Source organism: Aquimarina megaterium XH134, from assembly GCF_000520975.1.
Lineage (GTDB): Bacteria > Bacteroidota > Bacteroidia > Flavobacteriales > Flavobacteriaceae > Aquimarina > Aquimarina megaterium.
This window is the reverse complement of sequence record NZ_JACB01000026.1, coordinates 22,970-48,175: the sequence shown is the minus strand read 5'-3', so window position 1 is coordinate 48,175 and position 25,206 is coordinate 22,970. Positions and strand designations below refer to the sequence as shown.

Genomic DNA, 25,206 nt, shown 5'->3' with positions numbered 1-25,206 from the left:
CATACACCTATATTTGTTAAAAAAATCATAATATTCTTGTACTCAATATTAACCTTAAAGCTATTTAAAGTCTCTATATTTTATAGTCAAATATATTCTTAAACAAGGGTTATTCTATATGTGCATTTTATTGTTCTTCAGGATATTATACAATTTTCACTTGCATATGTTACGGTTTTTCCGTAATTTTATCCTGCCTCATTATAAAATTAATAGCTTATGCGCAAAATTACCCTTGAAGAAGAGTTTAATGCTCGACAGTTAGATATCAAATACAAAGACCTCTGGGATCGAGGTATTCACCTCTTTACTATAAATGACCAGAATCGCGATTTTTACTATTCTATTTACTACGTAGATTTATTGTTTGTTGAAGTGATTTATAATAAAATTACTGGTGATATCATTACTATCAAAAGTTTTACAGATAAAAGAAAACTCATGTTTTATCTTAGAGAAGACTTTTCGTAATTAAAGTTTTTTAGATACTTGCAAATACAGTAATCCGTTTTATACATTAGAAAATCTACTAAGTTTTCAGGCTTTCTAGTCTTATAACGATAAGATCCTAATGTATAAACCAGATTAACGTTGTCGATACCAAATATTAAGGATTAATCCGGTAATCACTAATAGGGTGCCTATAATACTTAGAGCTGGATATATATCGGCAAACCAAAAAGTACCTGCAATCATTGTAAAAATTACTTCGACATATTTTAGGGATACCACTTTATTTGTTGCTTGAGATTGAAATGCTTTGGTCATAAATAATTGCCCGAAATATCCAAAAACCCCTAAACTAAGTAATAGTGGCCACTCTATACCTTTTGGTGTAGTCCAGTTGAAAATAGAAAGAATACCTCCTACGGTAACAGAAATCCACATAAAATAGTTAACGATCACAACAGGGTGGTCTCTATGACCAATTTTATTTATTAGTACATATACTATTCCGCTAAATACTGCTGATCCCAGTACTAATAACAGACCAAAAGAATCAATATTAGGATCAAAACCTTTGATCATTAAAACACCGCTAAACGCCATTAAAAAGAACAACCACTGTATTGGTTTTACTTGTTCTCTAAGAAAAAGTATAGCAAAAATAGTAGCAAAGATTGGTGATAAATACCGTAATGATACTGCAGAACCAATAGGAAGGTAATTAACCGACATAAAGAATAACCCCATCGAGGTTACTCCTGCCAATCCTCTATAGATCAACAATCCTTTTTGGTTACCCAATATTGGAATCTTATGCCATAACAAGTAACTCATTGTAAAAAATAACGAGCCAAATGCTCTAAAGAATACAAGCTGTGCTCCTCCAAAGTGCGCTAAATACTTAACAAATAGGTTCATTGCTGTAAAAGACACAGCACTTAGAAGCATAAAGTATATAGCTTTCTTCATTTTATCTAGTTAGAAGGATCAAAGGTATAATCTAAATGGTTTTGCTAATGTATTACCTTGTGATTTTGGAATTCCTGTTTTCTGTACATAGTAATCCCAGTTAGAAACAACATCAATAATTTGCTGTATGGTCTCCTTATGACTTTTATAGCTAATCTTCTCTCCTATTGCAATTAAATCCTGTAATGTAAAATCATCTCGTTTACCATTAATTGACATTTGATGCATACTGGTCCAAATCCCTGATGGATTGTATGAATAGGTTACATCATATGCAGGCGAAAGTCTCCAAACTCCACGTTTATCCATCAAAAAAGAAATATTCTTGGTATGATCATCCTGGTTACGGGCAATAACATTAAATACCATTCTTTTATATAATTGTACAGCATCACTATGTGGTAATCGTAGTTGTCGCATTACTTCAAATGCATTTTCATAAGAGTGTGCACCTGGAGATTTATAATCAAAATGTGCTATCGAACACAAGGTTTGCATATGTATTTTTTCATTATTACCATGGCGATCAAAGCGTTTGGTCATAAAATGAGCTCTGTCATGTTCTTCAAAAAGCAAAGATTTTTCCATATTGATACCACAATCCAATGCCATTAAGTAATATGCATATTCGATCCTACCATACCCTTGTGGATCACCAAGAGTAGTATCATCTACTCCATCAAACTTAAAAATATAATGTTCAAATCCGTGAGGAGCTATGGCCTGGCCCGACCGTATCTCATTTGTTGTAGAGTTATAAGCAATTATAGCCTTAGCTCGTTGCCCTCCTGCCGAAGTTCCTACTTTAATCAATTCATTAAGGTGTTCTGTTTCAGAAAGATTAAGTTCTAGTTTTTCTCGTGTATTAAGTATCTTTTCTGCCAGTTGTGCTAGTTTATCTACCTCTAATGTAGTAGTTTGAGCTTGCCCTATATGTTTCGCAGGTTGAAACTCTAGTGCTCCCATACCGCGAGTGCCAATATAACATAAGCGATCTAGTGGGGTAAATTTGGATTTTGGAATGTTATTAAGAGCAAGCCATTGGTCAATTAAACGATTCCCAAAATCATCGGGCAATACATCAGATAACATTCCTGGTAATCCACGGTAGGTGTCCTGATTTAGATTAGGAAAGCTATATATTTTTTTTGCAGAAGACTGTATTGGCATATGTATTGGTGAGACATCCTGGTTTTTATTTAGGAATGAAGGAAAAAACTCAAAAGAAGCAAAGTTTTTTTGACTATCCCAACTTAATGCTCCCAATTCTTCTCCCCAAAGGGTAATTTTAATAACATCTACCATAATGGATCTTCTTTTTGATTTTTAGAGCTACGTGATGCACGCTCACGTTCCTTTCCTTTTAGTTTTAATAATTCTATAGGGCTTATGCCCGGATCGGGAAATAAAGAGCTTAATGCGTTTAAATCTCCAAATGCTCGGAGTATCTGTATAAAAGTTAATAGTGTAGTTGTCTTTCCGGATTCAAAATTCTTAATCGTTTGCACATGCACTCCTGCCCTCTTAGAAAGTTCATCCTGAGTAATATTAAGATTAAGACGCCGTTGTTTTACTCTTTGAGTAAGTTCTGCTAGTATTTGTTCGTCTGAAAGGTTATTTACATTCATCACACATAAATTTAATTAATGTATAGAAAAATATACATTAAAATCATAAAACGTAAATTACGTATATTTTATTATACTTTATAACATAATTCTTTACTAAATACAATAAAGTATAATAAAATATACACAAAATTATTAAAAATAAAATAAAGTACACCATAATATACCTTAAATATTATGATTAGATTTTAAATATCTTCATCATTTATCGAAACTGAATTTTAGATATTTGTCTTCATAAAAAACAGGTAAATCCCCCTTTTATATCGTTTAAAATAGTATTATTTTTAACCTACTTAGCGATCCCCCTCTAATCATATCGTCTGATTGTCTTAAAGTCTAAGACAATGAAACATTCTATCCGATTACAATACATAAGCATAGTACTGGCAATAACTATTTGTTGTACAAGCTGTATGTCTACACGAGTTGTAAGTCTTCATGACAGTGATGCTGTAGTTAAAAACACTAAAACCACCTGGAGCTTTGCTTGGGGGCTGGTTTCTCCTAAAGATATCGATGCCAGATGTGAATCCAAACATTTAAGCTCAGCAACCAACACCACCAATTTTGGATACATTTTATTATCCACAATCACATTAGGCATTGTTGTACCGCAAACCATAACATGGGAATGCGCCCCACCAGACCCTCCAATAGAAGAGTTATAGAGAAAATGCATCATCTCTACTTGATCTATACCAATAAAGACAGAAATCATATCTGGTTTTGATATTGGCTTACTAACAGTACTACCTAAAAAACAAAGAGCAGTTGCAATAAAATATTAAAAAACATAATCATGGCGTTACCAAAAGGCATTGAAACATTACCCATAAGAAAATGGGAAAACAGGCATCAAAATTTTACACAAAAGCTAACACAAAACGCTTCTTTTAAAGTACGTAATGATGATTCGCTAAGCAAAGGAGCGGATAAATATATTGCTACAACCAAAAACTTACGATGGTTAATAGGGCATGCAATTGATAACAATATTCGATTACGTGCTATGGGTAGCGGCTGGTCATTTTCTAAGGTAGCGGTTTCTGAAGGCGGTATCTTAGATACTAAATCATTACGTCTAAGTTTTTCGGTTAGTAAGTCTAATATAAGCAACGAATACCTCGATAAAGGAGGGCTAGCCGACGATTTATTTTTTGTGCAATGCGGCGTTTCTATATTGCAACTCAACTCAAAATTAGAAAAAGAGAAACGTCCTAATCGCTCTATCAAAGCCTCGGGAGCTAGTAATGGTCAAACAGTAGCAGGCGCATTATCCACAGGTACACATGGCGCTGCTTTTAACGTAGGAGCAATACAGGATTTTGTAACAGGAATACATCTCATCGTTGGTCGCAATCGTCATGTATGGCTAGAGCGAAGCTCCAACCCTGTAGTATCAGATCGGTTTATTGATTGGTTAGGCGCAGATTTAATAAGAGACGACACTATGTTTAATGCCGCTTTGGTTAGTTTCGGAAGTTTTGGGATTATACACGGTATTATGATCGAAACAGAGCCCAAATTTCTACTTGAAGAGCATCGTATAGACAAAATTGCATACAACAGTGAGCTTAAAAACACCATGAAAACATTAGATTTTTCAGCAATTAATACTATACTCCCCTTTCCTCAACACTCTCCTGATCGAGAATTATATCATTTTGAAATACTAATAAACCCTTATGATTTTGAACCCGATAACAATAATAAAGGTGTGTTTTTAAAAGTTTCCTATAAACGCAAATACAGGGATAACTACACCCGTAGAACTCCAGATGATAAAGGGTTAACCTATGGTGATGATCTACTGGGGTTAATACAAACAGTTATGGATAGTCTGGGAGGGTTATCTATTTTATTAGTCCCGAAATTAGTTAACATACTATTCCCCCTGGCCTATAAAGAAATCCCTCCTATGGAAGGAACTATAGGAGAAACATTTAGCAATACCAAATTTAGAGGTAAAGTTGCCAGTGCAGCTTTAGGAATAGATATCAAAGACAGTGTACGAGTTGTTGAAGAAATTATGATGATTATTGAAGATGGCGACCCTTTTCCTGGTGGAATATCATTACGATATGTAAAAGGAACTGAGGCATTATTAGGGTTTACGAAATTTCCAGAAACCTGTGTATTAGAATTAGATGGTGTAGATGCAGATATAACTCGTAAGTTCTACGAAAAAGTATGGAATCGATTAGAAGCTATCAATATACCATATACCCTACATTGGGGAAAAATAAACTTCAACCTTAATTTTCAGCGAATCCAGAATATGTATAGTACCGCAACAGTACAGCATTGGCTTGACACTCGTAACGATCTACTAGAACCAGAAGCAATGAATGTGTTTACCAATGGCTTTATTGAAAGATGTGGGTTAAACAAAGTAATTGGAGTAATTGTTTAAATAAAATATATAAGTACTTAATTTACAAACACATATGCAATAAAAGTAGTTGTGATTTAAAATAATTCTAATTATTATTGAAGCTCTTTGGCATGATAATCGTTCTAGTATAAATATATTTCATAACTTTATTTTTTTTAATCCCCATTACTCAATGAAAAAGCTGTCCTTCCTACTACTGCTTTTTTTAGCACAAATTGTCTATTCGCAGACTTATACTGTACTTGATTCAGTACAAAATACACCTATACCATATGCCACAATTTCTTTTAGAAACGGAAGCGGAACATTTGCTGATGCAGATGGTAATTTTCGATTCTCAAAAAAATGGTATTCTGATGTAGACTCCTTATACATATCATCTATAGGATATAAAGAATTAGCACTGTCTACTTCTGCCTTACCTCAGAAAATACGTTTAACACAAGATATTGCAGAACTTAAAGAGGTGTATATTGTTGCAGAAAAGAAAAGAAAGTACAAAACCAAGAGATTGGCCTCAGAAGTGCATAATGATTATTTTAAAAGCTGGCTCCCTACAGTAGAATCTGAAATTGCAGTTTTCTTCCCCAAAGACCCCGAGAAATCTACCAAAATAGCTTCAGTATATATACCCATTAAAACAGAATCTTCAAATCGAAATGCTAACAAAAAGGAATCATTTTCTACTTTATTCAAAATGCAGTTTTATGGCAATAACAATGGATATCCAGGAAAAAGATTGCCTTATGAAGATATTATATTTAAAGTAACCAACAAGGATAAATCTAATTTTGAACTGAACGTTTCAGAATATAAAGTTTTCATACCAAAAGATGGTATTTTTGTTTCCATACAGGTATTAGGCTATACAGATAAGGACGGAAAACTACAACAAACAAAAAAGTATAGTGAGATTGAAACTCGAAAAGGTATCGTTAAAGTATCTACCACTTTTAGACCTTTACTTCCGTTTACAGACAAAATAAGTAGTTACAAAACTTTTACCAGAAGAGTATTTTTTAAAAATAGAACCTGGCAGCGTTTTGACAGAGGGTATAGCAAAAACAATAATCTGATTAAAAATAACAACACCAATTATGGTATGGGGTTAAAACTACATTTATACGAAGAGGATTAGAGTAACATTAATCTAAAAAAGATTTTCTTTTCGTATTAAACTGTACTGCTGCTTCGTGTATTTCTTTATGTTTGGCAGTTTGGTTTTCTGCATGATCTACCGCATCAGAAATTGTCAAATAATAATAGGTCGCACCTAATCTATCTGTAAAACCTGATCGTTTTAAAAAGTCTCGAACAGGACCTATTGTCCCCACCATTAACAACTGAACTCCGATACCATCAAGATATTGCTGTATATCGTCTAATACATGCAAGCCAGTACTATCAATATCATGCATATTTGTATTGTCGAGGATTAGAAATTCGGGTAACCGTTCTCGATCAGAAACATAAGCCAGAATAGCATCCTTAAAATAACTTGAATTACCAAAATACAATTGATTATCAAACCTGATAATTAAATACACCTCTGATTGTATTGCATCTGGAAACCTATTAATATTTCTATAATATTTGGTACCTGGTATATTTACTAATTCGGCAATATGAGGACGAGCACTGTAATACTGTAGAAACACGAACGACAATATTACCCCGATAAAGATTCCATTTTCTACTCCAAAAATCAATGTTCCTAAAAAAGTAATGATCATTACAATAAAATCTCGTCTTCTAAGTCGAAACAAGTATTTTGCTTCACTAAAATTAATCAGGCCAAATACAGAAACCAATATAATTGCCGCCAGAACTGCTTTAGGGATATAATAAAAAAATGAAGTGAGAAAAAGCAAAGAAAACATCACCATTAATGCAGCTATAATAGAGGACACAGTGGTCTTCCCTCCTGCCTCATCATTAATTGCTGTTCTACTATAACTTCCCGAAGAAGGTACTGCCTGAAAAAAAGCACCAATAACCTTAGCTATTCCTAATGCAAATAATTCTTGATTAGGGCGTATGATATGGTCTCTCTTTTTCATTTCTATAGATTTGGCAATCCCAATACTCCCTACATACCCAATAAAAGTGACCGTTAATACCGATGGGATAAGTGCAACCATCGTATCATAATCCATATTCGGAATACTAAAAGAAGGGAGCCCGCTAGGTACATCCTTAATAATCGCCAATCCTTTCGCATTTAAATCAAAAATATAGGCTATAGAAGTTGTAATCACCAATACAGTAAGTGCTCCTGGGAAAGAGCGTTTCCATTTTTTAAGCACATTAATAGTTACAATAGAGCATAAACAAATCCCAAGTGTAATCCAATTTACTTCAGCAAAGTGACTAATTGCATACCAAATTGTCTGGTGCGTGTATTTAAAATCCGGAATAGCAATCCCCAGCCCCTGATCTAATTGAGAAACAATAATAATTATCGCCGCTGCAGAGATAAATCCAGAAATTACAGGCTGAGAGATAAGATTTACCAAAAACCCCATACGCAACACACTCATAATAATCTGCAATATTCCTATCAAAAACCCCACAAACAGAACCAATTCTACAAATCTCTCTGTAAATGGGTCTGCAAGTTGACTCACTCCACTCATTACTAATATTGCAGTAACCGCTACCGGCCCTATACTTAGTTGTCTGGATGTTCCAAAAAAGGCATAAAGCAACAAAGGAATCAGACAAGCATACAACCCATAAATTGGGGGTACCCCCATAAGTAATGCATAAGCGATCGCTTGCGGTATAAGAATAACTCCTACTGTAATACCAGCAATACAATCTGCTTTAAAGAAAGAGCTACTATACTTTTTATCTTTAAAAATCTGAAGAAACGGGACTATTTTATATAACTTTTTAACGCTACCGAAGGTTTTTGATTTATTAGGTAAATCTACAACAGTTTCAGAAGTTATACCAAAAGAATTTATAATTCATCTGTTTAAAGTTGAATTCGTTTTATTTTGATAGAAATAACTAATTTTAATCAGGCTCATTATAGAGATTTACCTATTTTTGAAAACAACATCATATACTTTTTTTCTCTTAGCACTTTTCAAAAAACTCTATGAACGAAACACTACTTCTTTTCATTTTAGCAATTATTGGATTTATAGCAGGAGTAATTAATACTATAGCTGGCGGCGGTTCTTTACTCACCTTACCTATGTTAATTTTTATGGGACTCCCTCCTGCCGTTGCTAACGGCACAAATCGTATAGGAATTTTCATTCAATCTATCTCCTCTATTGCCGGTTTTAGAAGTAAAGGAGTTAAACCAGGTTCTTTTGGGGTCTATCTAGGAATATCGGCTCTTGTTGGATCATTAATCGGAGCACAGATTGCAATCGACATTAAAGGAGAAACATTTAATAAAATCCTTGCAATTGTAATGGTTATCGTAGTCCTTTTTATGGTTTTTAAGCCCAAAGTAAATCTTCAGGATGTGATAGAAAGAACACAAGGTAAACATTTTTGGATTTCGATTCTTGCCTTTTTCTTTATCGGGGTCTATGGTGGATTTATCCAGGCAGGTGTAGGAATATTTATCTTGTTAGCATTAACCTCTATAAATTACCTAAACCTGGTTACATCTAATGCCGTTAAAGTATTGGTCGTTTTTATTTATACCATTGGGGCATTAGCCATTTTTGTATATAATAATCAGATCGACTACCTCTATGGTTTTGTTCTTGCAACAGGAAATGCTACAGGAGGGTGGATTGCAAGCAGATGGTCTGTAAAAAAGGGAGATGGTTTGGTTAAAGTGTTTTTAATCATTATGGTTATTGCTATGGCTATTAAATTATGGATAGACAGTTAATCGCATAAAAAATAAGCAATTTTTGTTACACCACCTCTTCTCTTGTTTTATACTCTTTTACAATATATTACACCAAAAACAAGATATAACAATTGCTCTATCTGCTCGCGATAATACAGCTTACCCCACATATCTCGCTCAATATTCTTATCTTTTAGAACTAATAAACACAAAAATCACCATCTCATGAAACTTTCCCCCGTATTCATTACCCTGGTATGTCTTATTTTTTTTAACTGTAAGTCACAAAAAAATGAAGACACCGAAGAAAACAACGAAACTATTACCGAAGCCCCACAAGAACTACCCAAAAAACCGATTAGTGATATCACTATCGACCCAATAATTCATGCTACAGCTATTATAGAATGGAAAGAAAAAACTATTTATATAGATCCTGCAGGAGGAGCCAAAGCTTTTAAAGATAAAAAACTTGCAGATCTTGTACTTATCACAGATATACATGGTGACCATATGGATATTGAAACCTTGGATAGCCTGGATTTATCAAAAGCCGAAATTATAGCACCTCAGGCAGTGGCCGAAAAACTTCCTGCACAATACACAGATCACTTGATTATTCTTAATAATGGAGAAACAAAAGAAGTACAAGGTATATCCATTGAAGCCATCCCGATGTACAACCTAAGAGAAGAAGCTTTAAAATTTCATGATAAAGGAAGAGGCAATGGTTATGTAATCACTTTAGGAAAGAAACGGCTTTATTTTTCGGGAGATACAGAAGATATTCCGGAAATGAGAGCATTACAATACATAGATATGGCATTTGTAACCATGAATCTACCCTATACTATGACCGTAGAAAGTGCAGCGAGTGCTGTTCTTGAGTTTAAACCTAAGCAAGTATACCCATATCATTATCGTGGAACCGAGGGACTAAGTGATGTTGCGAAGTTTAAAGAACTGGTATCAAAAAATCCGGATATAGAAGTAATTCAATTAGATTGGTATCCCAACAACACCAAATAGTAAGTTAACAGTACCGTTCTATTCTAATAAATAATCTAACATAAAAAAGGTCTGCGACAAATGCAGACCTTTTTTATATGTTCTATGTAGATTATATAATAATTATATCTTTTTTACTCTAACAGCATTCATCCCTTTCTGACCTCGCTCAAGTTCAAAAGTCACTTTATCATTTTCTTTTACCTCTTGCATCAAACCATTCACATGCACAAAATATCGCTCCTGCGTTTCAGTATCATTAATAAAACCATATCCCTTAGAATCATTAAAAAACGCAACTTTTCCTTTTCTTACCGGATCAAATTCCTCTTTTTCTCTTTTAGGAACCCCAATCTCAATATTCTCAGCTTTGATTTTTTTCTTTTTGGTCGGATCTGGTGGGGTATCAGTAGTATACCCATTCTCATCAACATAAGCAATCATACTATCCAAGCCATTACCCTTATTAGAATTAGCTCTACGCTCCTGCTTCTTTTTCTGCTTTTCTTCTCTCTTTTTTAATTTCTTTTTCTCTTTTTCAATTTTACTAAAAGTCTGCTGTGATTTTGCCATTCGTTATTTATACTTTGTTTTTTGTTAAACCGATTTTTAACCTTAAAAATGGAGGTTGTCATTGAAATACTAAACGAATGATTGGAAAATAGCAATTTCTAAGATTGATTTACCTAATAATTTACCCAGTTGTTGCAATAACGCATACATCTAATATATAAATATTGATATACTGAATTTTTTACAAAGATAAGTTTTCATTTTTAATTTTAGAAAAGTATTTACCTGATTCATGGTTCTGTATGAAATTTTAGCTCTGATAAAACTAAATTCGTAAATTCGAAAACTCATTTTTTCACCTCTAAAACACCAATCCCTATATTTTTTGAATGAAAAACAATACCGATAAACAAAATCATCAACATTTCGCTATTTACAAACCATATGGCTATCTAAGCCAGTTTATTAATAACGGTCAAAAACAAAATTCAAAAAAACTATTAGGAGAGTTGTATAATTTTCCTGAAGGAACTATGGCTATTGGGCGGCTGGATGAAAAATCAGAAGGGCTATTATTACTCACTACAGATGGAAAAACCAGTAACCATATCTGTAGCGGTCATGTAGAAAAAGAATACTATGCTCAAGTAAACGGTGATATTACCATAGATGCAATTGAATTATTAAGAAAAGGGGTCGAAATTGGTTTTGAAGGAAAAAAATATATCACTACACCTTGTAAAGTTTCCAAAATAGATACTATCCCCACATTTCCCGAAAGGCCAAAAAAAATACGTGATGACAGGCATGGCCCTACCAGCTGGGTATCTATCACATTACAAGAAGGCAAATTTCGCCAAGTACGAAAAATGACATCAGCCGTCGGTTTTCCTACATTACGATTAGTACGAGTAAGAGTTGGTAATATTTATTTAAATGAAATGAAAGCCGGAGAAGTGAAAGAACTATACACTTTATAATCAAATCATACTCTATAAACCCACACAATCGCTACTGTTTTTAATTATTTGGATTAAATATTCTGTTTTCTTCCTATAACACAACTTTACTTCTCCTGTGTCATTAGTAAAAATGAAATATGTATAAGAATGATATTCTAAAAAACATGTTTTAATTACAGCTGACTAGAATTAAAATCTACAAAAACCATATAACAAAGACTAATATTCTAAATTAATATGCATATTTAGAATATTCATCCATGCTATGTAATTTTGAACAAATTATTTAGCCTATTATGAAATTACATACTACAGAACAACAGCAGCTTGAAGAATTATATCATAGCATCAAAAGTACAACACAAAATTTTTTAGGATACCCGGTTTCAAAAGATTTTGATTATTCAGAATTAATGCCATTCCTCCAATTCCCTTTAAACAATTTAGGAGATCCGTTTAGTGAATCTACGTATCGTGTAGATTCTAGAGCCATGGAGCGTGAAGTTGTAAATTTCTTCGCCAGATTATTTAGAGCCCATGAAAATGATATTTGGGGATATGTAACCAATGGTGGTTCTGAGGGAAACTTATATAGCCTTTATGTAGCGCGAGAATTACACCCAAAAGGGATGGTCTATTTTTCTGAAGCTACACATTACAGTATTCAGAAAAATGTAACCTTGCTTAATATTAATTATGTGATTGTAAAGTCGCTTCCTAATGGTGAGATGGATTATGATGATTTAAAAGAAGCAATTGGTTACAATAGACATAGACCAGCAATAGTAGTTGCTAATATTGGAACAACAATGACAGAGGCCAAAGACAATACCAAAAAAATTAAAGGAATTCTGGAAGACATGGCTATAGAGAAGCATTACATACATGCAGATGCTGCCTTAGCCGGGGGATTTGCACCGTTTGTCACCCCAAGACCACAATTTGATTTTGAAGATGGTATCGATAGCATCTCAATCAGTGGGCATAAGTTTATAGGGTCTCCCATGCCGTCGGGGGTAGTTATTGTAAAAAAGGATAACAGAGACAGAATTGCAAGAAGAATAGCGTACATCGGTAGTTCTGATGCTACTATAACCGGATCAAGAAATGGACACACCCCATTATTTTTGTGGTATGCAATAAAAAAATTAGGAGTCGAAGGGTTCAAAAAACGAACAGAGCATAGTTTAGGTGTAGCTTCTTATACAGAAAACAAACTCAAAGATCTTGGAATTGAAGCCTGGAGAAACCCTAATGCTATAACTATCGTTTTCCCTGCTCCCAGCACAGAAATTATAGATAAATGGCAATTAGCAACAGAAAACGGACAATCCCATATCATTTGTATGCCAAATGTATCTTACGAACAAATTGATAGTTTTATAGCAGATATTGAAGTAGAAATGTGTACTGTCTAATATAAAATTAAAATCATATGATTATAACATAACATAATGTGGCATAACAAATTGTAATGATTCTTTCATAAGAAAACATTCAATTTTATGGTATTTTCGTCAGTGAATTTGTGTAAAAAGTATATTGTTGTTTCTTATATAAAATACCCCATTCACTATTTAATATAATTCAACAATACTTTCTTATAATGTAATTAACTTATCATTGCAAAGTACCACCGCCATATGCGGTGGTATTCTGTTTTTATATTATTTTTGCGCCAGTTAAAAAACATGGTTGTCTTTTTTTGGTTAGAATAGCTAACATGTAATAGAAAAATAGAACGTAATACATTATGAATAGATTACAACACATAGAAAATGAACTTTTTGATTTAAGGGTACAATTACAAAATCATAAGCTTTATAAAAATTTAAGCCATATTGATGACATAAAAATATTTATGGAAAACCATGTTTTTGCAGTTTGGGATTTTATGTCTTTATTAAAAGCAATACAAGTTAAACTAACCAATGTAACTACCCCATGGATTCCTAGAAAAAACCCTATATTATCCAGATTTATCAATGAAATTGTACATGCAGAAGAAAGTGATATTAATGAGTTAGGAGAACCTAAAAGTCATTTTGAAATGTATTTAGATGCTATGAAACAGATAAAGGCCGATACATCTAAAATTGATTTGTTAGTCGATTTAATTGCATCAGGAAATGATGTCGATCATGCATTAAATCAATTAAATATAGATCAGCATGTACTGGATTTCGTTAAATTTTCTTTCGAAATTATAGAAACTGGCGAATCTCACCGTATTGCATCTGCATTCACTTTCGGAAGAGAAGATGTTATTCCCGATATGTTTATTGAAATATTGAAAAAATCTGACTCAGAAAATAAACGATACAATAAACTAACGTATTACCTCGAAAGACATATTGAACTTGATGGAGATGAACATGGGCCGCTTTCATTAGAAATGATTTCTGAATTATGCGGAAACGATTCAAAAAAGTGGGAAGAAACTTTGCAGATTGCCAGGAAAGCTTTAGCACATAGAATTAAGTTATGGGATTGTATTTCTGATACAATAGAAAAGAAAAAGTTAACGTATAGTATCTAAAACACCTAAAAGCAAACACATCATAAAGAGTAATTTTTATGAAATCGAAAGTATATTATTCATTCAATAGTCGTTGAAACTCTTCGAGATAAAGGCCAATATGATACCCATCCATTAGTCCGTGATGTACATTAATAGCAATAGGCAAACTTAATTTACCATTTTCTTTGGTATATCTGCCAAAAGAGATTTTTGGTACACTATCCTTAAACTGAAAATGTCTGGCATGTGTAAGCCCTGTATAATTATACCAGGGAATAGATGAATAATGAATGGTATCTATACGCTTGGCATTATCCGTATGTCGTAATCCTGTACTTTTTTTAACAGCTTCAATTTCTTGTTGTGCTTTACTGCAAAACATCTCAAAATCATTGTCATACTCCATAAATGAAAATCCGAATGTATGATCCTCTCTTCCTATAGTTGGGGATGCATGAATTTTATCATACACAAACACTTGATTATCCTCTATACGATATCTAAAGGCCTCAATAGCATTAGCTGCATGAAGAGATTTGTAGAGGTAAAATAAAAAATAAGGATACCCAAGGTCTTCTATTTTTTGGTACCCCATTGTAAAATCTACAGTTGTGGTTATCCCAAAAAACGGTTCGTCAAAACTACCAAAAAAATCAAAATGCTCTTTTCTGTTCCAGGTAGTAAGATCTAGTTTTGTTTTCATTTTTATAATATTTGCAATAACTCGCTAGCCTTTGCAAAGCTCCTAAAATTAGGATGATCTATTTTATCATCAACCATTTCATGAGTCCAGGTAGTATGAAATGGAATATGAAATGCATGTGCCCCAATATTTAAAACGGGTAGGATATCAGATTTTAGAGAATTCCCCACCATTAAAAACTCATTTTCAGTAATATCCAGGTGTTTTACCAGTTTTTTATATTGTTTTTCTGTTTTATCAGAAACAATTTCAATATGATGAAAATAATTCTCTAATCCAGATTTAATAAGTTTACGCTCCTGATCCAACAAATCTCCTTTGGTAGCCATTACAAGTCGGTATTTCTCTGATAACCGACGTAATGTTTCATCAATCCCATCGATCAACTCTATAGGTTCTCGAAGCATTTCCTTTCCTTTTTCAATTAGCCTCTGTACCAGGTCTATCGTCATATCTCCATTAGAAATTTTGATAGCTGCTTCTATTAACGAAAGCGTAAATGGCTTAATCCCATAGCCATATAATGGCAGGTTTTGCATTTCGACATCAAAAAGTAATTTGTTTGCTTCTTCTTTAGGTAAATACTCTTCTAATAACGTACAAAACTCTTCTTCTGCTTTTCTGAAAAAAGTCTCATTTACCCAGAGCGTATCGTCTGCATCAAAAGCAATTACTTTAATTTTTTTTAAAGGCATTTTATCTCACCAATTTTTTATACTTAATACGTTTTGGCATTAAATCACCACCTAAACGTTTCTTTTTATTCTCTTCATAATCAGAGAAACTTCCTTCAAAGAAATATACTTGCGAATCTCCTTCAAAAGCTAAAATATGAGTACAAATCCTATCGAGGAACCAACGGTCGTGAGAAATTACCACGGCGCATCCGGCAAAGTTTTCTAGCCCTTCCTCTAATGCTCTTAATGTGTTAACATCTAGATCATTAGTAGGCTCATCTAAAAGTAATACATTACCTTCTTCTTTTAAGGTCATTGCCAAGTGTAATCGGTTACGCTCACCTCCAGAAAGCGTAGATACCTTTTTATTTTGCTCGCTTCCGCTAAAATTAAAACGACTCAGATACGCTCTTGAATTTACTTGCCTTCCTCCCATCATAACCAACTCCTGTTCTTCACTAAAGTTCTGCCAGATAGTTTTATCCGGATCGATATTACTATGACTTTGATCTACATAAGCAATCTTAGCAGTATCTCCGACTGTAAAGCTACCCTTATCGGGTTGCTCTTCTCCCATTATCATTTTAAATATAGTAGTTTTACCAGCTCCGTTTGGACCAATAATCCCAACAATACCTGCCTGAGGAAGATTAAAATTTAAATCTTCATATAACAACTTATCATCAAAAGCTTTACTTACTCCTGTAGCCTCGATAACATTAGTTCCTAATCTAGGGCCATTCGGGATGTAAATTTCAAGCTTTTCATCTACTTGTTTTTGATCCTGACTTAACAATTTATCATAGTTACTCAAACGTGCTTTTTGCTTTGCCTGACGACCTTTTGGAGCCATACGAACCCATTCTAACTCTCGTTCTAATGTTTTTTGACGTTTAGAAGCCTGTTTTTGTTCTTGTGCAAGTCGTTTTGATTTCTGATCCAACCATGAAGAGTAATTTCCTTTCCACGGGATACCTTCTCCTCTATCAAGTTCTAATATCCACCCAGCTGCATTATCCAAAAAGTATCTATCGTGAGTTACAGCAATCACAGTACCTTTATATTGTTGTAGGTGATGCTCTAACCAATGAACAGATTCTGCATCTAAATGGTTAGTAGGCTCATCTAATAATAAGACATCTGGTTCTTGTAGTAAAAGACGACAGAGTGCCACTCTTCTACGTTCACCACCAGATAGTACTCCGATTTTCTTATCAGATTCTGGAGTACGAAGTGCATCCATAGCTATTTCTAACTTGGTATCCAACTCCCATGCATTACTGGCATCGATCTGATCCTGTAGGTTCGCTTGTTTATCCATAAGTTCCTGCATTTTATCAGGATTCTCATAGACCTCTGGTAAACCAAACATATCATTGATCTTATTATACTCGTCTAAAACGGCAACCGTTTCTGCTACACCTTCCTTTACAACTTCTAATACTGTTTTTTCAGGATCTAGCTTTGGTTCTTGTTCTAACAAACCAACTGTATATCCCGGGGCAAATACAACATCTCCCTGGTAATTTTTATCTATTCCTGCTATAATCTTAAGCAAAGTAGATTTTCCCGAACCATTAAGCCCAAGGATACCTATTTTCGCACCATAAAAGAAACTGAGATATATGTTTTTGAGAACCGGAGTATTTGCACTTTTGTACGTTTTACTCACTCCGGACATCGAAAAGATTACTTTTTTATCGTCTGACATAAGCCCTTAATTGTTATTTTTAGATTGTATAGTTTATAAGAGTTAAACTCTCCCTTTTAATGCATTAAAAACCCAGGCAATTGCAAAAAAGCCAACTCCAACAGCCGCAAAACCATATCCAGATACATCTCTATATCTAAAAGCTCCTAATGCAATAAGTGCTAAACCAACTATTATCATTATAAAAGTTGCCCAAGCCAACACTGTATTTTTATTCATTCCCATAAATTATTTTTTTTAGTTTAGTACGGTTACTCATGTTTTTATACATAAGCAAGTGCAAATATCGGTATTTTATCGTCAAAACACAGGTTTTTATAGAGTTGTTAAGACAAAAAAATAGTTTACCTATTGTCCTACAGTAAATTAAGAATTCACTTTTATTTAAAAACAGTTCTTCAGGGGTCTAGATCAACGCTAAAACATAGTGCCGAATATTATTAATGGCATATGCACTTCTTTTTCTGATTCGAAATATTAGCATACTCATGTTAATACTTCGTAGCTGGAAAGAAAAGTTATGATCAAATTATTTTGCTGATATTGAATTTAAGTACCAAATAGTGGGGATTTCTAAGTTATAGCCTCAACACCTTTCGTTATTAAACTACTAAAAAACAACAGGTTAAACCGCCTTAAAAACAATATTTTAAGAACAAAATAATAGCGTGGTTTAATTTGGTCTCCTATCATTCATAAAATCTACGTTTTTTGTATTTTCGTGCAAACAATACACACAATATACACAATACACAAAATGGATATAAACTTCAACAAAAACGAAGATCACAATAAACTCTTAGTATCAGAATTACGACAACGCCTTGCCAAAGTAAAATTAGGAGGAGGCGAAAAACGTATTGAAAAACTTCATGCCAAAGGTAAAATGACAGCAAGAGAAAGAATCGATTATTTATTAGATACAGATTCTAAATCTATAGAAATTGGTGCTTTTGCAGGAGAGGATATGTATCATGATCACGGAGGATGTCCTAGCGGCGGTGTTGTTGTTAAGATTGGATATGTAAGTGGAAAACAATGTATTGTTGTAGCTAATGATGCGACAGTAAAGGCTGGTGCCTGGTTTCCTATTACAGGAAAGAAAAACTTAAGGGCTCAGGAATTATCTATTGAAAACAAATTACCTATTATTTATCTTGTGGATAGTGCGGGAGTATATCTACCCATGCAAGATGAAATCTTTCCCGACAAAGAGCATTTTGGGAGGATATTTCGTAATAATGCAGTAATGAGCAGTATGGGGATCGTTCAAATTTCTGCAGTTATGGGGAGTTGTGTTGCCGGAGGCGCTTATCTGCCAATCATGAGCGATGAAGCTCTAATTGTGGATAAAACAGGTAGTATATTTCTTGCGGGAAGTTATTTGGTAAAAGCTGCTATTGGAGAAAGCATTGATAATGAAACTCTGGGTGGTGCTACCACTCATTGTGAAATTTCTGGAGTAACCGATTATAAAGCTAAAGATGATGCTGATGCTCTGGATACCATTAAAAATTTAATGTCAAAAATTGGAGATTTCGAAAAAGCCGGTTTTAATCGTAGTAAACCTGTTTCTCCAAAAGAAAATCAAGATGAAATCTATGGCATTTTACCAAAAGCCAGGAATGAACAGTATGATATGATGGAAATCATCAATCGACTGGTGGATGATTCTGATTTTGAAGAATACAAAGCCGGATACGGACAAACGATTTTAACTGGGTATGCGCGTATCGACGGCTGGGCTGTAGGTATTGTAGCTAATCAACGTAAAATAGTAAAGACTAAGAAAGGAGAAATGCAGTTTGGAGGTGTCATCTATTCTGACTCGGCAGATAAAGCAACCCGATTTATTGCCAATTGTAATCAAAAGAAAATACCGTTGGTGTTTCTGCAGGACGTAACCGGATTTATGGTTGGTAGTAAAAGTGAGCACGGAGGTATTATTAAAGATGGCGCAAAAATGGTAAATGCCGTGAGTAATAGCGTAGTACCAAAATTTACCATAGTAGTCGGTAATTCTTATGGTGCAGGTAATTATGCGATGTGTGGCAAAGCATACGATCCTAGATTAATTGCTGCCTGGCCAAGTGCAGAATTAGCGGTAATGGGCGGCGCTCAAGCAGCAAAAGTATTGTTACAGATTGAAACAGCTTCTCTAAAAAAGAAAGGAGAGCAATTATCTGAAGAAGATGAAAAAGCACTGTTTAATAAAATTAAAGCTCGATATGACAAACAAACTTCTCCATATTATGCCGCTGCACGAATCTGGACAGATGCTATCATAGATCCATTAGATACAAGAAAATGGATTTCTATGGGTATAGAGGCTGCAGATCATTCTCCAATTGAAAAGAAATTTAATTTAGGAATCATTCAAGTATAACATGAAAATATATCGTATGTAGTAATGATTTGTGTATTAAAAATATGCAAAATGTATGTTTTAGGTTTTTTAGAAAACTTAACTTTAAAACTTAATTAACCATTTTAAATATTTTCGCAATGATTAAGAACATTTTAAATCTAGACAAGGTCATAATCCTTAAAAAAGAACAACAAAAGTCTATTAATGCAGGTTCATTTGATAGAGGGTGCCCTCAATTTCGAGCATGTTGGAAAGATAGTGATTGTCCTTGTGGAGGATGTGGAGTAACAATAGCAGGCCACTATATTGATGATTTGTGCGCTTTTTAAGGGATAAAAGAAATCCAGTCGATTTCCTAATTATACAAATATCTACTTTATAGATTAGTAAAATATACATACTCTAATTACTAACGTAACCTATACCTAAGTAATTAGAGTTGTTTATTAATATAATTAGTATTCAGTATCTTTATTTATCTATTTGTAGATCTTCATTTATGAGGAATAAATACGCATTAGTTATGAAACTACATATCAACATCTCATGCATACTATCGATACTGAGTTTTATTTTTATAGTGAGTTGCCAGACTGCCAAAAAAGTTGCTTTTGAAACCCCTGTAGATACTACTTCAAAAAAAATCAACCATCAAATTAAGCAAACATATACGTTAAAAGATATTGGTGTATATGCCAGTAATGAGTTTGACGGTGCTCGTCTAAATGGATTTAAAAAAATGAACGATAGTACTGCGGTGGTTATTATACATCCTGAAAATACTCCTATAAATAAAAGCGCATACTACGCTTTTAAAGCATGGGCCAATACACCAAAACCTTTTTATTTTCAGTTCCTGTATCCCGATGGACATAAACACAGGTATCTCCCACAATTAAAAGCAAATAACGAACAATGGAAAAGTATTGACTCTATTAATTTATATCAAACAAATGAAAACACTACGATAAAAATTCAACTAGATAAAACGCCTTTATTGATCGCTGCTCATGAAATACATTCTTCTAAACATGTTAAGGATTGGTATACAAATTTGATTAAGGGAAAAGAGAGTTATGTAAATCTGAATGTATTCGGAACCTCTAAATTGGGTAGAGAATTGCCTGTGTTAGATATTTTTAACGGAAATCCCGAAAATAAGGATGTAATCGTTTTGTTAACGCGACAACATCCTCCAGAAGTTACAGGTTATTTTGCTTTTCAACACTTTGTACAAACTTTATTAAATGATGACTCTGAGCTTTCGAAAGAATTTTTGAATAAGTATCGTGTATTAGCTTTTCCTATTATGAATCCGGATGGTGTAGATCTTGGTCATTGGAGACATAATGCTGGTGGTGTAGATACTAATCGAGATTGGTCTGCATACCGACAACCCGAAATTAAGCAAACAGTACAATTTATTTCTAAAACATTAAAAAGAAATAATTCGAAACTAATATTAGGTCTTGATTTTCATTCTACCTGGTATGATATATTTTATACCAATGAAATACGAAAAGGCACTACACTCCCCTATTTTATTGAAGATTGGTTTACCGCATTAGAAAACAATATCCCTGACTATGTTGTAAACGAAAAACCAGGAAATAGCAAGAAACCAGTTTCTAAAGGATGGTTTCTATATGGGCATAATGCTACAGGTGTAACTTATGAAATAGGTGATGATACTCCAAGAGATAAAATAAAAGTGATCGGTACGGTTACTGCACAACAAATGATGAGGATTTTAACCGATAAGTGATGTAGTTCAATTTATTTTCTTTTAGGAATGGTTATCAATTCTGTTTGCCTGTCATTCACATATTTAAAACCTGAAGTTCCCCAAAAGCCCGCTTCTTCGAGCATAATACGAATATCTTTTTTCCATTCTGGGAGTGTTATTGTAGTATTTAATTCGATAGCATACACAGTATTTTCATACAAAGGATAATCTCCTGTTCCCGGGACTCCGCCTTGTGCATCCCACATTCCTATTGTTGGTCCTGCAGAGTGGCCAAATACTCCTAATGGATGTGTATATATTGACGGTTTAAGCCCTTCGGCTTTTGCTTGTTCAAGAGATTTTAATAAAATCTCATTTCCGGTCTTACCGGTCTTAAAATTAGAAGTAAAAATGTCCTGTACTTTATTTCCATCTGCAAAAGCTTTTGTTAAAAACTCAGGAGGAGATATTTCTCCATTTTTAAGAATATAGGCGTGTTGCTGGCAATCTGTATTTAATCGTAAATATGTAATCCCAAAATCACAATGAATCAAATCTCCCGGCCGAATTACTTTATCTTTTGGTCGATCAGAAAAGGAAACAATATGGCTTTGTAATGCTTCACCCGAACGCTGAATATCTACCGTAGGATGAAACCAGGTTTTTAGCCCCATATCAGTTACCTTTTGCCTTAACCACCAAACCACATCATCTGTAGTAGTGGTTCCTGGTTGTATAACCGAAGTACTAAATGCTTCATCAATAATATCATGAGTGATTTTTACCAACTCTTTATATATTTCCATTTCCTGTTGGGTACGTGTTTCTACCCATGCAATTGATAATTTTTCGGCAGAGGAAATTCTTGACTTATATTCTTCTGGCAGCGCATTCATCAACTCATCATAGTCTGTTTTTACTATACCATCCAGAATTCCGAAGTCTTTAGAATAATTAATTCCAATTTTTTTAGGATCTCTTTTTGAAATTATATCAATAAGTGCTTTCCATTGATCTGGTTGTTCATCTTTGTCCCAGGCAGAATCAATATTTTTGCCCACATTATATCGAGCTACTGCCAGTTTTTCTATTGTATTTTTAGCTTTATCCCTATAAAAAACCAATATAGTTCTCCGTCTGGCATTTAACCATGTCGAAGGTAACATTGTTTTAAGCACGGGGTCTTCATTGTATTCTCTAGAAATCAAAATCCACATATCAAACCCTGTACGATCCATTAGTTGAGGTAAAAGATTATCGAATCGATCTTTTAAAACCATATCAATTGCTGCAGCTCTTTCTCTTTGGTTAAGGATTTGGGATTGAATTGTAGTACTTAGAAAAAATAAAATTATAATAACGAAGTTTTTCATTGTGTGATTAGTGTGAGGCAATTAAATATATAATTGAAATAAAAATATCACAAAAAAAGACACCTGCAAAACAATACAGGTGCCTCTTTCGAACTTTAACAATACCTTTTGATTACTCCTCTAATCCTAGATAGCTATTCATAAGTCTTATAAATTCTGCTTTATATCCCTGGTTATCTTTTTCTTTATTTGTTTGGGCTAAATCAATAATATCTTTAATATCTTGGTTTTCAATATATTTCGAACCTCTTAGTTTCATCCCAAACCAAGCGATTGAAGCTGCAAAATTAAAATCTTGTGATGCAGAAGTTTTGGTATCTGTATGTAAAACATGAACCATTTCAATACTCTTTTTCTCTTGTGGTTTTTTATATCTGAACTTAACAGTTAATAGTTCATCTCCATACTCTTTTTTAATCGTTGAATTGGTATATTTTAGATCTGCAATCTCTTTCAGATATTTGTTTTTTACTCCTACAGGAATTACCTCATATAGTGCGGTTACTGTATGCCCGCTTCCCAGCTCTCCAGCATCTTTAGTATCATCTATAAAATCCTCATCTGCCAAAAGTCTGTTTTCATATCCTATCAATCGATATGCTTGCACTTTCCCTGGGTTAAATTCAACCTGAATTTTTACATCTTTAGCTATTGTATATAAAGTACCTCCGAATTCTTGCCCCAATACTCTTTGTGCTTCTTGCATGGTATCAATATATGAATGGTTACCATTACCGGTATCTGCCAATGTTTCTAGCTTACTATCCTTGTAGTTTCCCATCCCGAATCCCAGACATGTTAGAAACACATTAGATTTACGTTTTTCTTCAATCAATTTTTTCATGTCTTTATCGCTACTAATCCCTACATTAAAATCGCCATCGGTAGCCAGGATAACTCTATTATTGCCATTCTTTATAAAATTTTCTTTTGCTATTTTATACGCCAACCTTATTCCTTCTCCTCCTGCCGTTGATCCTCCTGCTTCAAGGTTTTGCAATGCTTGATTAATTTCGTGCTTATTAGCTCCAGATGTGGGTTTTAATACCATTCCTGCTGCCCCTGCATATACAACTATAGAAACCTTGTCTTTTTCTCGTAATTGATTAACCAAAAGTTTAAAAGCCTTTTTTAGTAGAGGTAACTTATTGCTGTTACTCATCGATCCTGATACATCAATTAAAAATACAAGGTTAGATGCAGGAATTTCATGTTGAGGAATTTCTTTTCCTTTTAATCCTATCTTAACCAATTGCGTTTTTGTATTCCAAGGAGTTGAAGCATACTCAGTATGAATTGCAAAAGGATGTTCGTCTTTGGGTTGTTCGTATTGATAATTAAAATAATTGATCATTTCTTCAATTTTAACGGCATCAGCAGGAACTTTAACTCCATTATTAATCATTCTACGAATATTACTATAGGATGCTTTGTCTACATCAATAGAAAAAGTCGAGAGAGGAGCCATTTGAACTTTTTTAAAATCATTCTCAACAATTTCTCGGTATGACTCATCATTTTGTACTTTATAATTACCAGAATGTGTAGTAATTACAATGCATCCATGCTTAGCCTTAGGTCCATAAACCGAAGTTGCTTTTTTATTTTTAAGTACTTCTACCTTTGCTATTTTTGTTGGATCTATTGCGTTAACTACGGCTATGTCTTTATTATCAACAGGTACTCCATCTACCACATACATCGGTTGTTTTGCTCCCGAAACCGAATTAACTCCTCTAACTTTTAATGTATTACCTGTATTAAAAACCCGTACCCCAGGCGACTTATTTACGTGCCTTTGCCTGTGTTTTCTCCCTTTCCTTCTTGGTCTATTACTAGATACAGCATAACTCATTGATTTTCTCACTCTATTTGATCCATATGCTGTAACAACCACTTCTTCTAATTCTGCTGAAGAAGGAATCAATTTAATATGCATAAAAGCCGAGGCAGCGGTTATTTTTTCTTCAGCGGTTTCGAATCCTATGTAAGAAAACATTAGTGTATCTCCTATAGTAGCAAGAATGGTGTAATTACCATCAAAATCTGTTTGCGTTCCGTTGGTGCTTCCTTTTATAACAATATTTACACCTGGTAAAGGCTGGTTTTGATCATCTGTTACTTTTCCTGTAACTTTTATGTCTTGTGCATTTGAAATCCCTGTTATAAAGAAGACAAACAAGATGTATTGTAATAGTCTCATAGTTAATAGTTTTTAATTATAAACCAAAACTATGCGTTCTTATAAGCGATAACAATCAAGAATGAGTGAAGTCGTCTTTTTATTGAGTAAAAAGGAAAATATTGGTTTTTATGTTTCAAGAAAATGTAAAAGAGGGAAGTTTATTATCTGAATTGATTGGTTAATACAATCTATAC

Annotated in this window: 23 protein-coding genes; 12 read left to right on the top strand and 11 right to left on the bottom strand. The window is 33.7% G+C overall.

What is annotated here, in order from left to right; genetic code table 11:
- Positions 1-219: 219 nt before the first annotated feature.
- On the top strand, positions 220-471 hold the full coding sequence (locus Z053_RS0113870) for a hypothetical protein (protein WP_025665611.1): 252 nt from the start codon (positions 220-222) through the stop codon (positions 469-471).
- 114 nt (positions 472-585) lie between these two features.
- On the opposite strand, the gene Z053_RS28525 is transcribed toward Z053_RS0113870, so the two are convergent.
- From Z053_RS28525 to Z053_RS0113855, 3 genes are read right to left on the bottom strand one after another with little or no spacing between them, the layout of a single operon-like run.
- Positions 586-1,416, bottom strand: coding sequence for a DMT family transporter (locus Z053_RS28525; RefSeq protein ID WP_231389099.1), 831 nt, complete (start codon positions 1,414-1,416; stop codon positions 586-588).
- Positions 1,417-1,434: 18 nt separating this feature from the next.
- Positions 1,435-2,721, bottom strand: a complete 1,287-nt coding sequence (locus tag Z053_RS0113860) for a type II toxin-antitoxin system HipA family toxin (protein ID WP_025665610.1) — start codon at positions 2,719-2,721, stop codon at positions 1,435-1,437.
- The gene (locus Z053_RS0113855; RefSeq protein WP_025665609.1) at positions 2,715-3,044 is read right to left on the bottom strand and encodes a helix-turn-helix transcriptional regulator; all 330 of its coding nucleotides are present in this window, start codon (positions 3,042-3,044) and stop codon (positions 2,715-2,717) included. Before Z053_RS0113855 ends, Z053_RS0113860 begins: the two co-directional genes overlap by 7 nt.
- Before the next feature lie 347 nt (positions 3,045-3,391).
- Between Z053_RS0113855 and Z053_RS0113850 the strand changes: the two genes are divergently transcribed.
- The 3 genes from Z053_RS0113850 (at position 3,392) to Z053_RS0113840 (ending at position 6,580) form a co-directional block, all read left to right on the top strand.
- Complete coding sequence (locus tag Z053_RS0113850; RefSeq protein WP_152538310.1) at positions 3,392-3,715, top strand: hypothetical protein; 324 nt, start codon at positions 3,392-3,394, stop codon at positions 3,713-3,715.
- Positions 3,716-3,846: 131 nt separating this feature from the next.
- Positions 3,847-5,460 carry an FAD-binding protein gene (locus tag Z053_RS0113845; RefSeq protein WP_025665607.1) on the top strand — a complete coding sequence of 538 codons (1,614 nt, stop codon included), beginning with the start codon at positions 3,847-3,849 and terminating at the stop codon, positions 5,458-5,460.
- A gap of 154 nt (positions 5,461-5,614) precedes the next feature.
- Positions 5,615-6,580, top strand: a complete 966-nt coding sequence (locus tag Z053_RS0113840; RefSeq protein ID WP_025665606.1) for a peptidase associated/transthyretin-like domain-containing protein — start codon at positions 5,615-5,617, stop codon at positions 6,578-6,580.
- 7 nt (positions 6,581-6,587) lie between these two features.
- On the opposite strand, the gene Z053_RS0113835 is transcribed toward Z053_RS0113840, so the two are convergent.
- Positions 6,588-8,306 (bottom strand): SulP family inorganic anion transporter, encoded by a 1,719-nt coding sequence (locus Z053_RS0113835; protein WP_262482486.1) that lies wholly within the window; start codon positions 8,304-8,306, stop codon positions 6,588-6,590.
- Positions 8,307-8,548: 242 nt separating this feature from the next.
- On the opposite strand from Z053_RS0113835, the gene Z053_RS0113830 reads away from it, so the two are divergent.
- Together Z053_RS0113830 and Z053_RS0113825 are read left to right on the top strand one after the other, a co-directional pair.
- On the top strand, positions 8,549-9,304 hold the full coding sequence (locus Z053_RS0113830; RefSeq protein WP_025665604.1) for a sulfite exporter TauE/SafE family protein: 756 nt from the start codon (positions 8,549-8,551) through the stop codon (positions 9,302-9,304).
- 186 nt (positions 9,305-9,490) lie between these two features.
- Complete coding sequence (locus Z053_RS0113825; protein ID WP_025665603.1) at positions 9,491-10,294, top strand: MBL fold metallo-hydrolase; 804 nt, start codon at positions 9,491-9,493, stop codon at positions 10,292-10,294.
- Positions 10,295-10,396: 102 nt separating this feature from the next.
- Here the strand turns inward: Z053_RS0113825 and Z053_RS0113820 are convergent, their stop codons facing one another.
- Entirely contained in the window at positions 10,397-10,846 is a 450-nt protein-coding gene (locus Z053_RS0113820) for a cold-shock protein (RefSeq protein ID WP_025665602.1), read from the bottom strand.
- 329 nt (positions 10,847-11,175) lie between these two features.
- Here Z053_RS0113820 and Z053_RS0113815 point away from each other — a divergent pair, with 329 nt between their 5' ends.
- The 3 genes from Z053_RS0113815 to Z053_RS0113805 all read left to right on the top strand — a co-directional run bounded on the left by Z053_RS0113815 (position 11,176) and on the right by Z053_RS0113805 (position 14,287).
- Entirely contained in the window at positions 11,176-11,766 is a 591-nt protein-coding gene (locus tag Z053_RS0113815) for a pseudouridine synthase (RefSeq protein ID WP_025665601.1), read from the top strand.
- 278 nt (positions 11,767-12,044) lie between these two features.
- Positions 12,045-13,166 (top strand): histidine decarboxylase, encoded by a 1,122-nt coding sequence (locus Z053_RS0113810; protein WP_025665600.1) that lies wholly within the window; start codon positions 12,045-12,047, stop codon positions 13,164-13,166.
- A gap of 335 nt (positions 13,167-13,501) precedes the next feature.
- Positions 13,502-14,287, top strand: coding sequence for a DUF3050 domain-containing protein (locus Z053_RS0113805; protein WP_025665599.1), 786 nt, complete (start codon positions 13,502-13,504; stop codon positions 14,285-14,287).
- 55 nt (positions 14,288-14,342) lie between these two features.
- Here Z053_RS0113805 and Z053_RS0113800 read toward each other — a convergent pair whose 3' ends face one another.
- The 4 genes from Z053_RS0113800 to Z053_RS28520 are packed head-to-tail and all read right to left on the bottom strand — an operon-like array spanning position 14,343 to position 17,585.
- The gene (locus Z053_RS0113800; RefSeq protein WP_025665598.1) at positions 14,343-14,972 is read right to left on the bottom strand and encodes a chloramphenicol acetyltransferase; all 630 of its coding nucleotides are present in this window, start codon (positions 14,970-14,972) and stop codon (positions 14,343-14,345) included.
- 2 nt (positions 14,973-14,974) lie between these two features.
- Entirely contained in the window at positions 14,975-15,667 is a 693-nt protein-coding gene (locus tag Z053_RS0113795; protein ID WP_025665597.1) for an HAD family hydrolase, read from the bottom strand.
- A gap of 1 nt (position 15,668) precedes the next feature.
- A complete protein-coding gene (gene ettA, locus Z053_RS0113790) occupies positions 15,669-17,360 on the bottom strand; it encodes an energy-dependent translational throttle protein EttA (protein WP_025665596.1) in 1,692 nt (563 codons plus the stop codon).
- Between the two features lie 42 nt (positions 17,361-17,402).
- Positions 17,403-17,585 carry a CAL67264 family membrane protein gene (locus tag Z053_RS28520; protein WP_034238511.1) on the bottom strand — a complete coding sequence of 61 codons (183 nt, stop codon included), beginning with the start codon at positions 17,583-17,585 and terminating at the stop codon, positions 17,403-17,405.
- A gap of 532 nt (positions 17,586-18,117) precedes the next feature.
- Here Z053_RS28520 and Z053_RS0113780 point away from each other — a divergent pair.
- The 3 genes from Z053_RS0113780 to Z053_RS0113770 all read left to right on the top strand — a co-directional run bounded on the left by Z053_RS0113780 (position 18,118) and on the right by Z053_RS0113770 (position 21,493).
- Positions 18,118-19,746, top strand: a complete 1,629-nt coding sequence (locus Z053_RS0113780; RefSeq protein ID WP_025665595.1) for an acyl-CoA carboxylase subunit beta — start codon at positions 18,118-18,120, stop codon at positions 19,744-19,746.
- Between the two features lie 119 nt (positions 19,747-19,865).
- Positions 19,866-20,057, top strand: coding sequence for a hypothetical protein (locus Z053_RS0113775; RefSeq protein ID WP_025665594.1), 192 nt, complete (start codon positions 19,866-19,868; stop codon positions 20,055-20,057).
- 194 nt (positions 20,058-20,251) lie between these two features.
- Positions 20,252-21,493 (top strand): M14 family metallopeptidase, encoded by a 1,242-nt coding sequence (locus Z053_RS0113770; RefSeq protein WP_025665593.1) that lies wholly within the window; start codon positions 20,252-20,254, stop codon positions 21,491-21,493.
- 11 nt (positions 21,494-21,504) lie between these two features.
- Here Z053_RS0113770 and Z053_RS0113765 read toward each other — a convergent pair whose 3' ends face one another.
- Together Z053_RS0113765 and Z053_RS0113760 are read right to left on the bottom strand one after the other, a co-directional pair.
- Entirely contained in the window at positions 21,505-22,827 is a 1,323-nt protein-coding gene (locus Z053_RS0113765; RefSeq protein WP_025665592.1) for a M24 family metallopeptidase, read from the bottom strand.
- A 112-nt stretch (positions 22,828-22,939) separates the two neighbouring features.
- Entirely contained in the window at positions 22,940-25,030 is a 2,091-nt protein-coding gene (locus Z053_RS0113760; RefSeq protein ID WP_025665591.1) for a vWA domain-containing protein, read from the bottom strand.
- Positions 25,031-25,206: the final 176 nt, after the last annotated feature.

What these genes read in the sequence shown, in the direction of transcription:
- Z053_RS0113805 (WP_025665599.1), top strand. Translation starts at nt 13,502, where the DNA reads ATGAATAGATTACAACACATAGAAAATGAACTTTTTGATTTAAGGGTA.
- Z053_RS0113855 (WP_025665609.1), bottom strand. Translation starts at nt 3,044, where the DNA reads ATGAATGTAAATAACCTTTCAGACGAACAAATACTAGCAGAACTTACT.
- Z053_RS0113820 (WP_025665602.1), bottom strand. Translation starts at nt 10,846, where the DNA reads ATGGCAAAATCACAGCAGACTTTTAGTAAAATTGAAAAAGAGAAAAAG.
- Z053_RS0113775 (WP_025665594.1), top strand. Translation starts at nt 19,866, where the DNA reads ATGATTAAGAACATTTTAAATCTAGACAAGGTCATAATCCTTAAAAAA.
- Z053_RS28525 (WP_231389099.1), bottom strand. Translation starts at nt 1,416, where the DNA reads ATGAAGAAAGCTATATACTTTATGCTTCTAAGTGCTGTGTCTTTTACA.
- Z053_RS0113860 (WP_025665610.1), bottom strand. Translation starts at nt 2,721, where the DNA reads ATGGTAGATGTTATTAAAATTACCCTTTGGGGAGAAGAATTGGGAGCA.
- Z053_RS28520 (WP_034238511.1), bottom strand. Translation starts at nt 17,585, where the DNA reads ATGGGAATGAATAAAAATACAGTGTTGGCTTGGGCAACTTTTATAATG.
- Z053_RS0113810 (WP_025665600.1), top strand. Translation starts at nt 12,045, where the DNA reads ATGAAATTACATACTACAGAACAACAGCAGCTTGAAGAATTATATCAT.
- Z053_RS0113800 (WP_025665598.1), bottom strand. Translation starts at nt 14,972, where the DNA reads ATGAAAACAAAACTAGATCTTACTACCTGGAACAGAAAAGAGCATTTT.
- Z053_RS0113840 (WP_025665606.1), top strand. Translation starts at nt 5,615, where the DNA reads ATGAAAAAGCTGTCCTTCCTACTACTGCTTTTTTTAGCACAAATTGTC.
- Z053_RS0113825 (WP_025665603.1), top strand. Translation starts at nt 9,491, where the DNA reads ATGAAACTTTCCCCCGTATTCATTACCCTGGTATGTCTTATTTTTTTT.
- ettA (WP_025665596.1), bottom strand. Translation starts at nt 17,360, where the DNA reads ATGTCAGACGATAAAAAAGTAATCTTTTCGATGTCCGGAGTGAGTAAA.
- Z053_RS0113850 (WP_152538310.1), top strand. Translation starts at nt 3,392, where the DNA reads ATGAAACATTCTATCCGATTACAATACATAAGCATAGTACTGGCAATA.
- Z053_RS0113770 (WP_025665593.1), top strand. Translation starts at nt 20,252, where the DNA reads ATGAAACTACATATCAACATCTCATGCATACTATCGATACTGAGTTTT.
- Z053_RS0113830 (WP_025665604.1), top strand. Translation starts at nt 8,549, where the DNA reads ATGAACGAAACACTACTTCTTTTCATTTTAGCAATTATTGGATTTATA.
- Z053_RS0113815 (WP_025665601.1), top strand. Translation starts at nt 11,176, where the DNA reads ATGAAAAACAATACCGATAAACAAAATCATCAACATTTCGCTATTTAC.
- Z053_RS0113795 (WP_025665597.1), bottom strand. Translation starts at nt 15,667, where the DNA reads ATGCCTTTAAAAAAAATTAAAGTAATTGCTTTTGATGCAGACGATACG.
- Z053_RS0113780 (WP_025665595.1), top strand. Translation starts at nt 18,118, where the DNA reads ATGGATATAAACTTCAACAAAAACGAAGATCACAATAAACTCTTAGTA.
- Z053_RS0113845 (WP_025665607.1), top strand. Translation starts at nt 3,847, where the DNA reads ATGGCGTTACCAAAAGGCATTGAAACATTACCCATAAGAAAATGGGAA.
- Z053_RS0113760 (WP_025665591.1), bottom strand. Translation starts at nt 25,030, where the DNA reads ATGAGACTATTACAATACATCTTGTTTGTCTTCTTTATAACAGGGATT.
- Z053_RS0113870 (WP_025665611.1), top strand. Translation starts at nt 220, where the DNA reads ATGCGCAAAATTACCCTTGAAGAAGAGTTTAATGCTCGACAGTTAGAT.
- Z053_RS0113765 (WP_025665592.1), bottom strand. Translation starts at nt 22,827, where the DNA reads ATGAAAAACTTCGTTATTATAATTTTATTTTTTCTAAGTACTACAATT.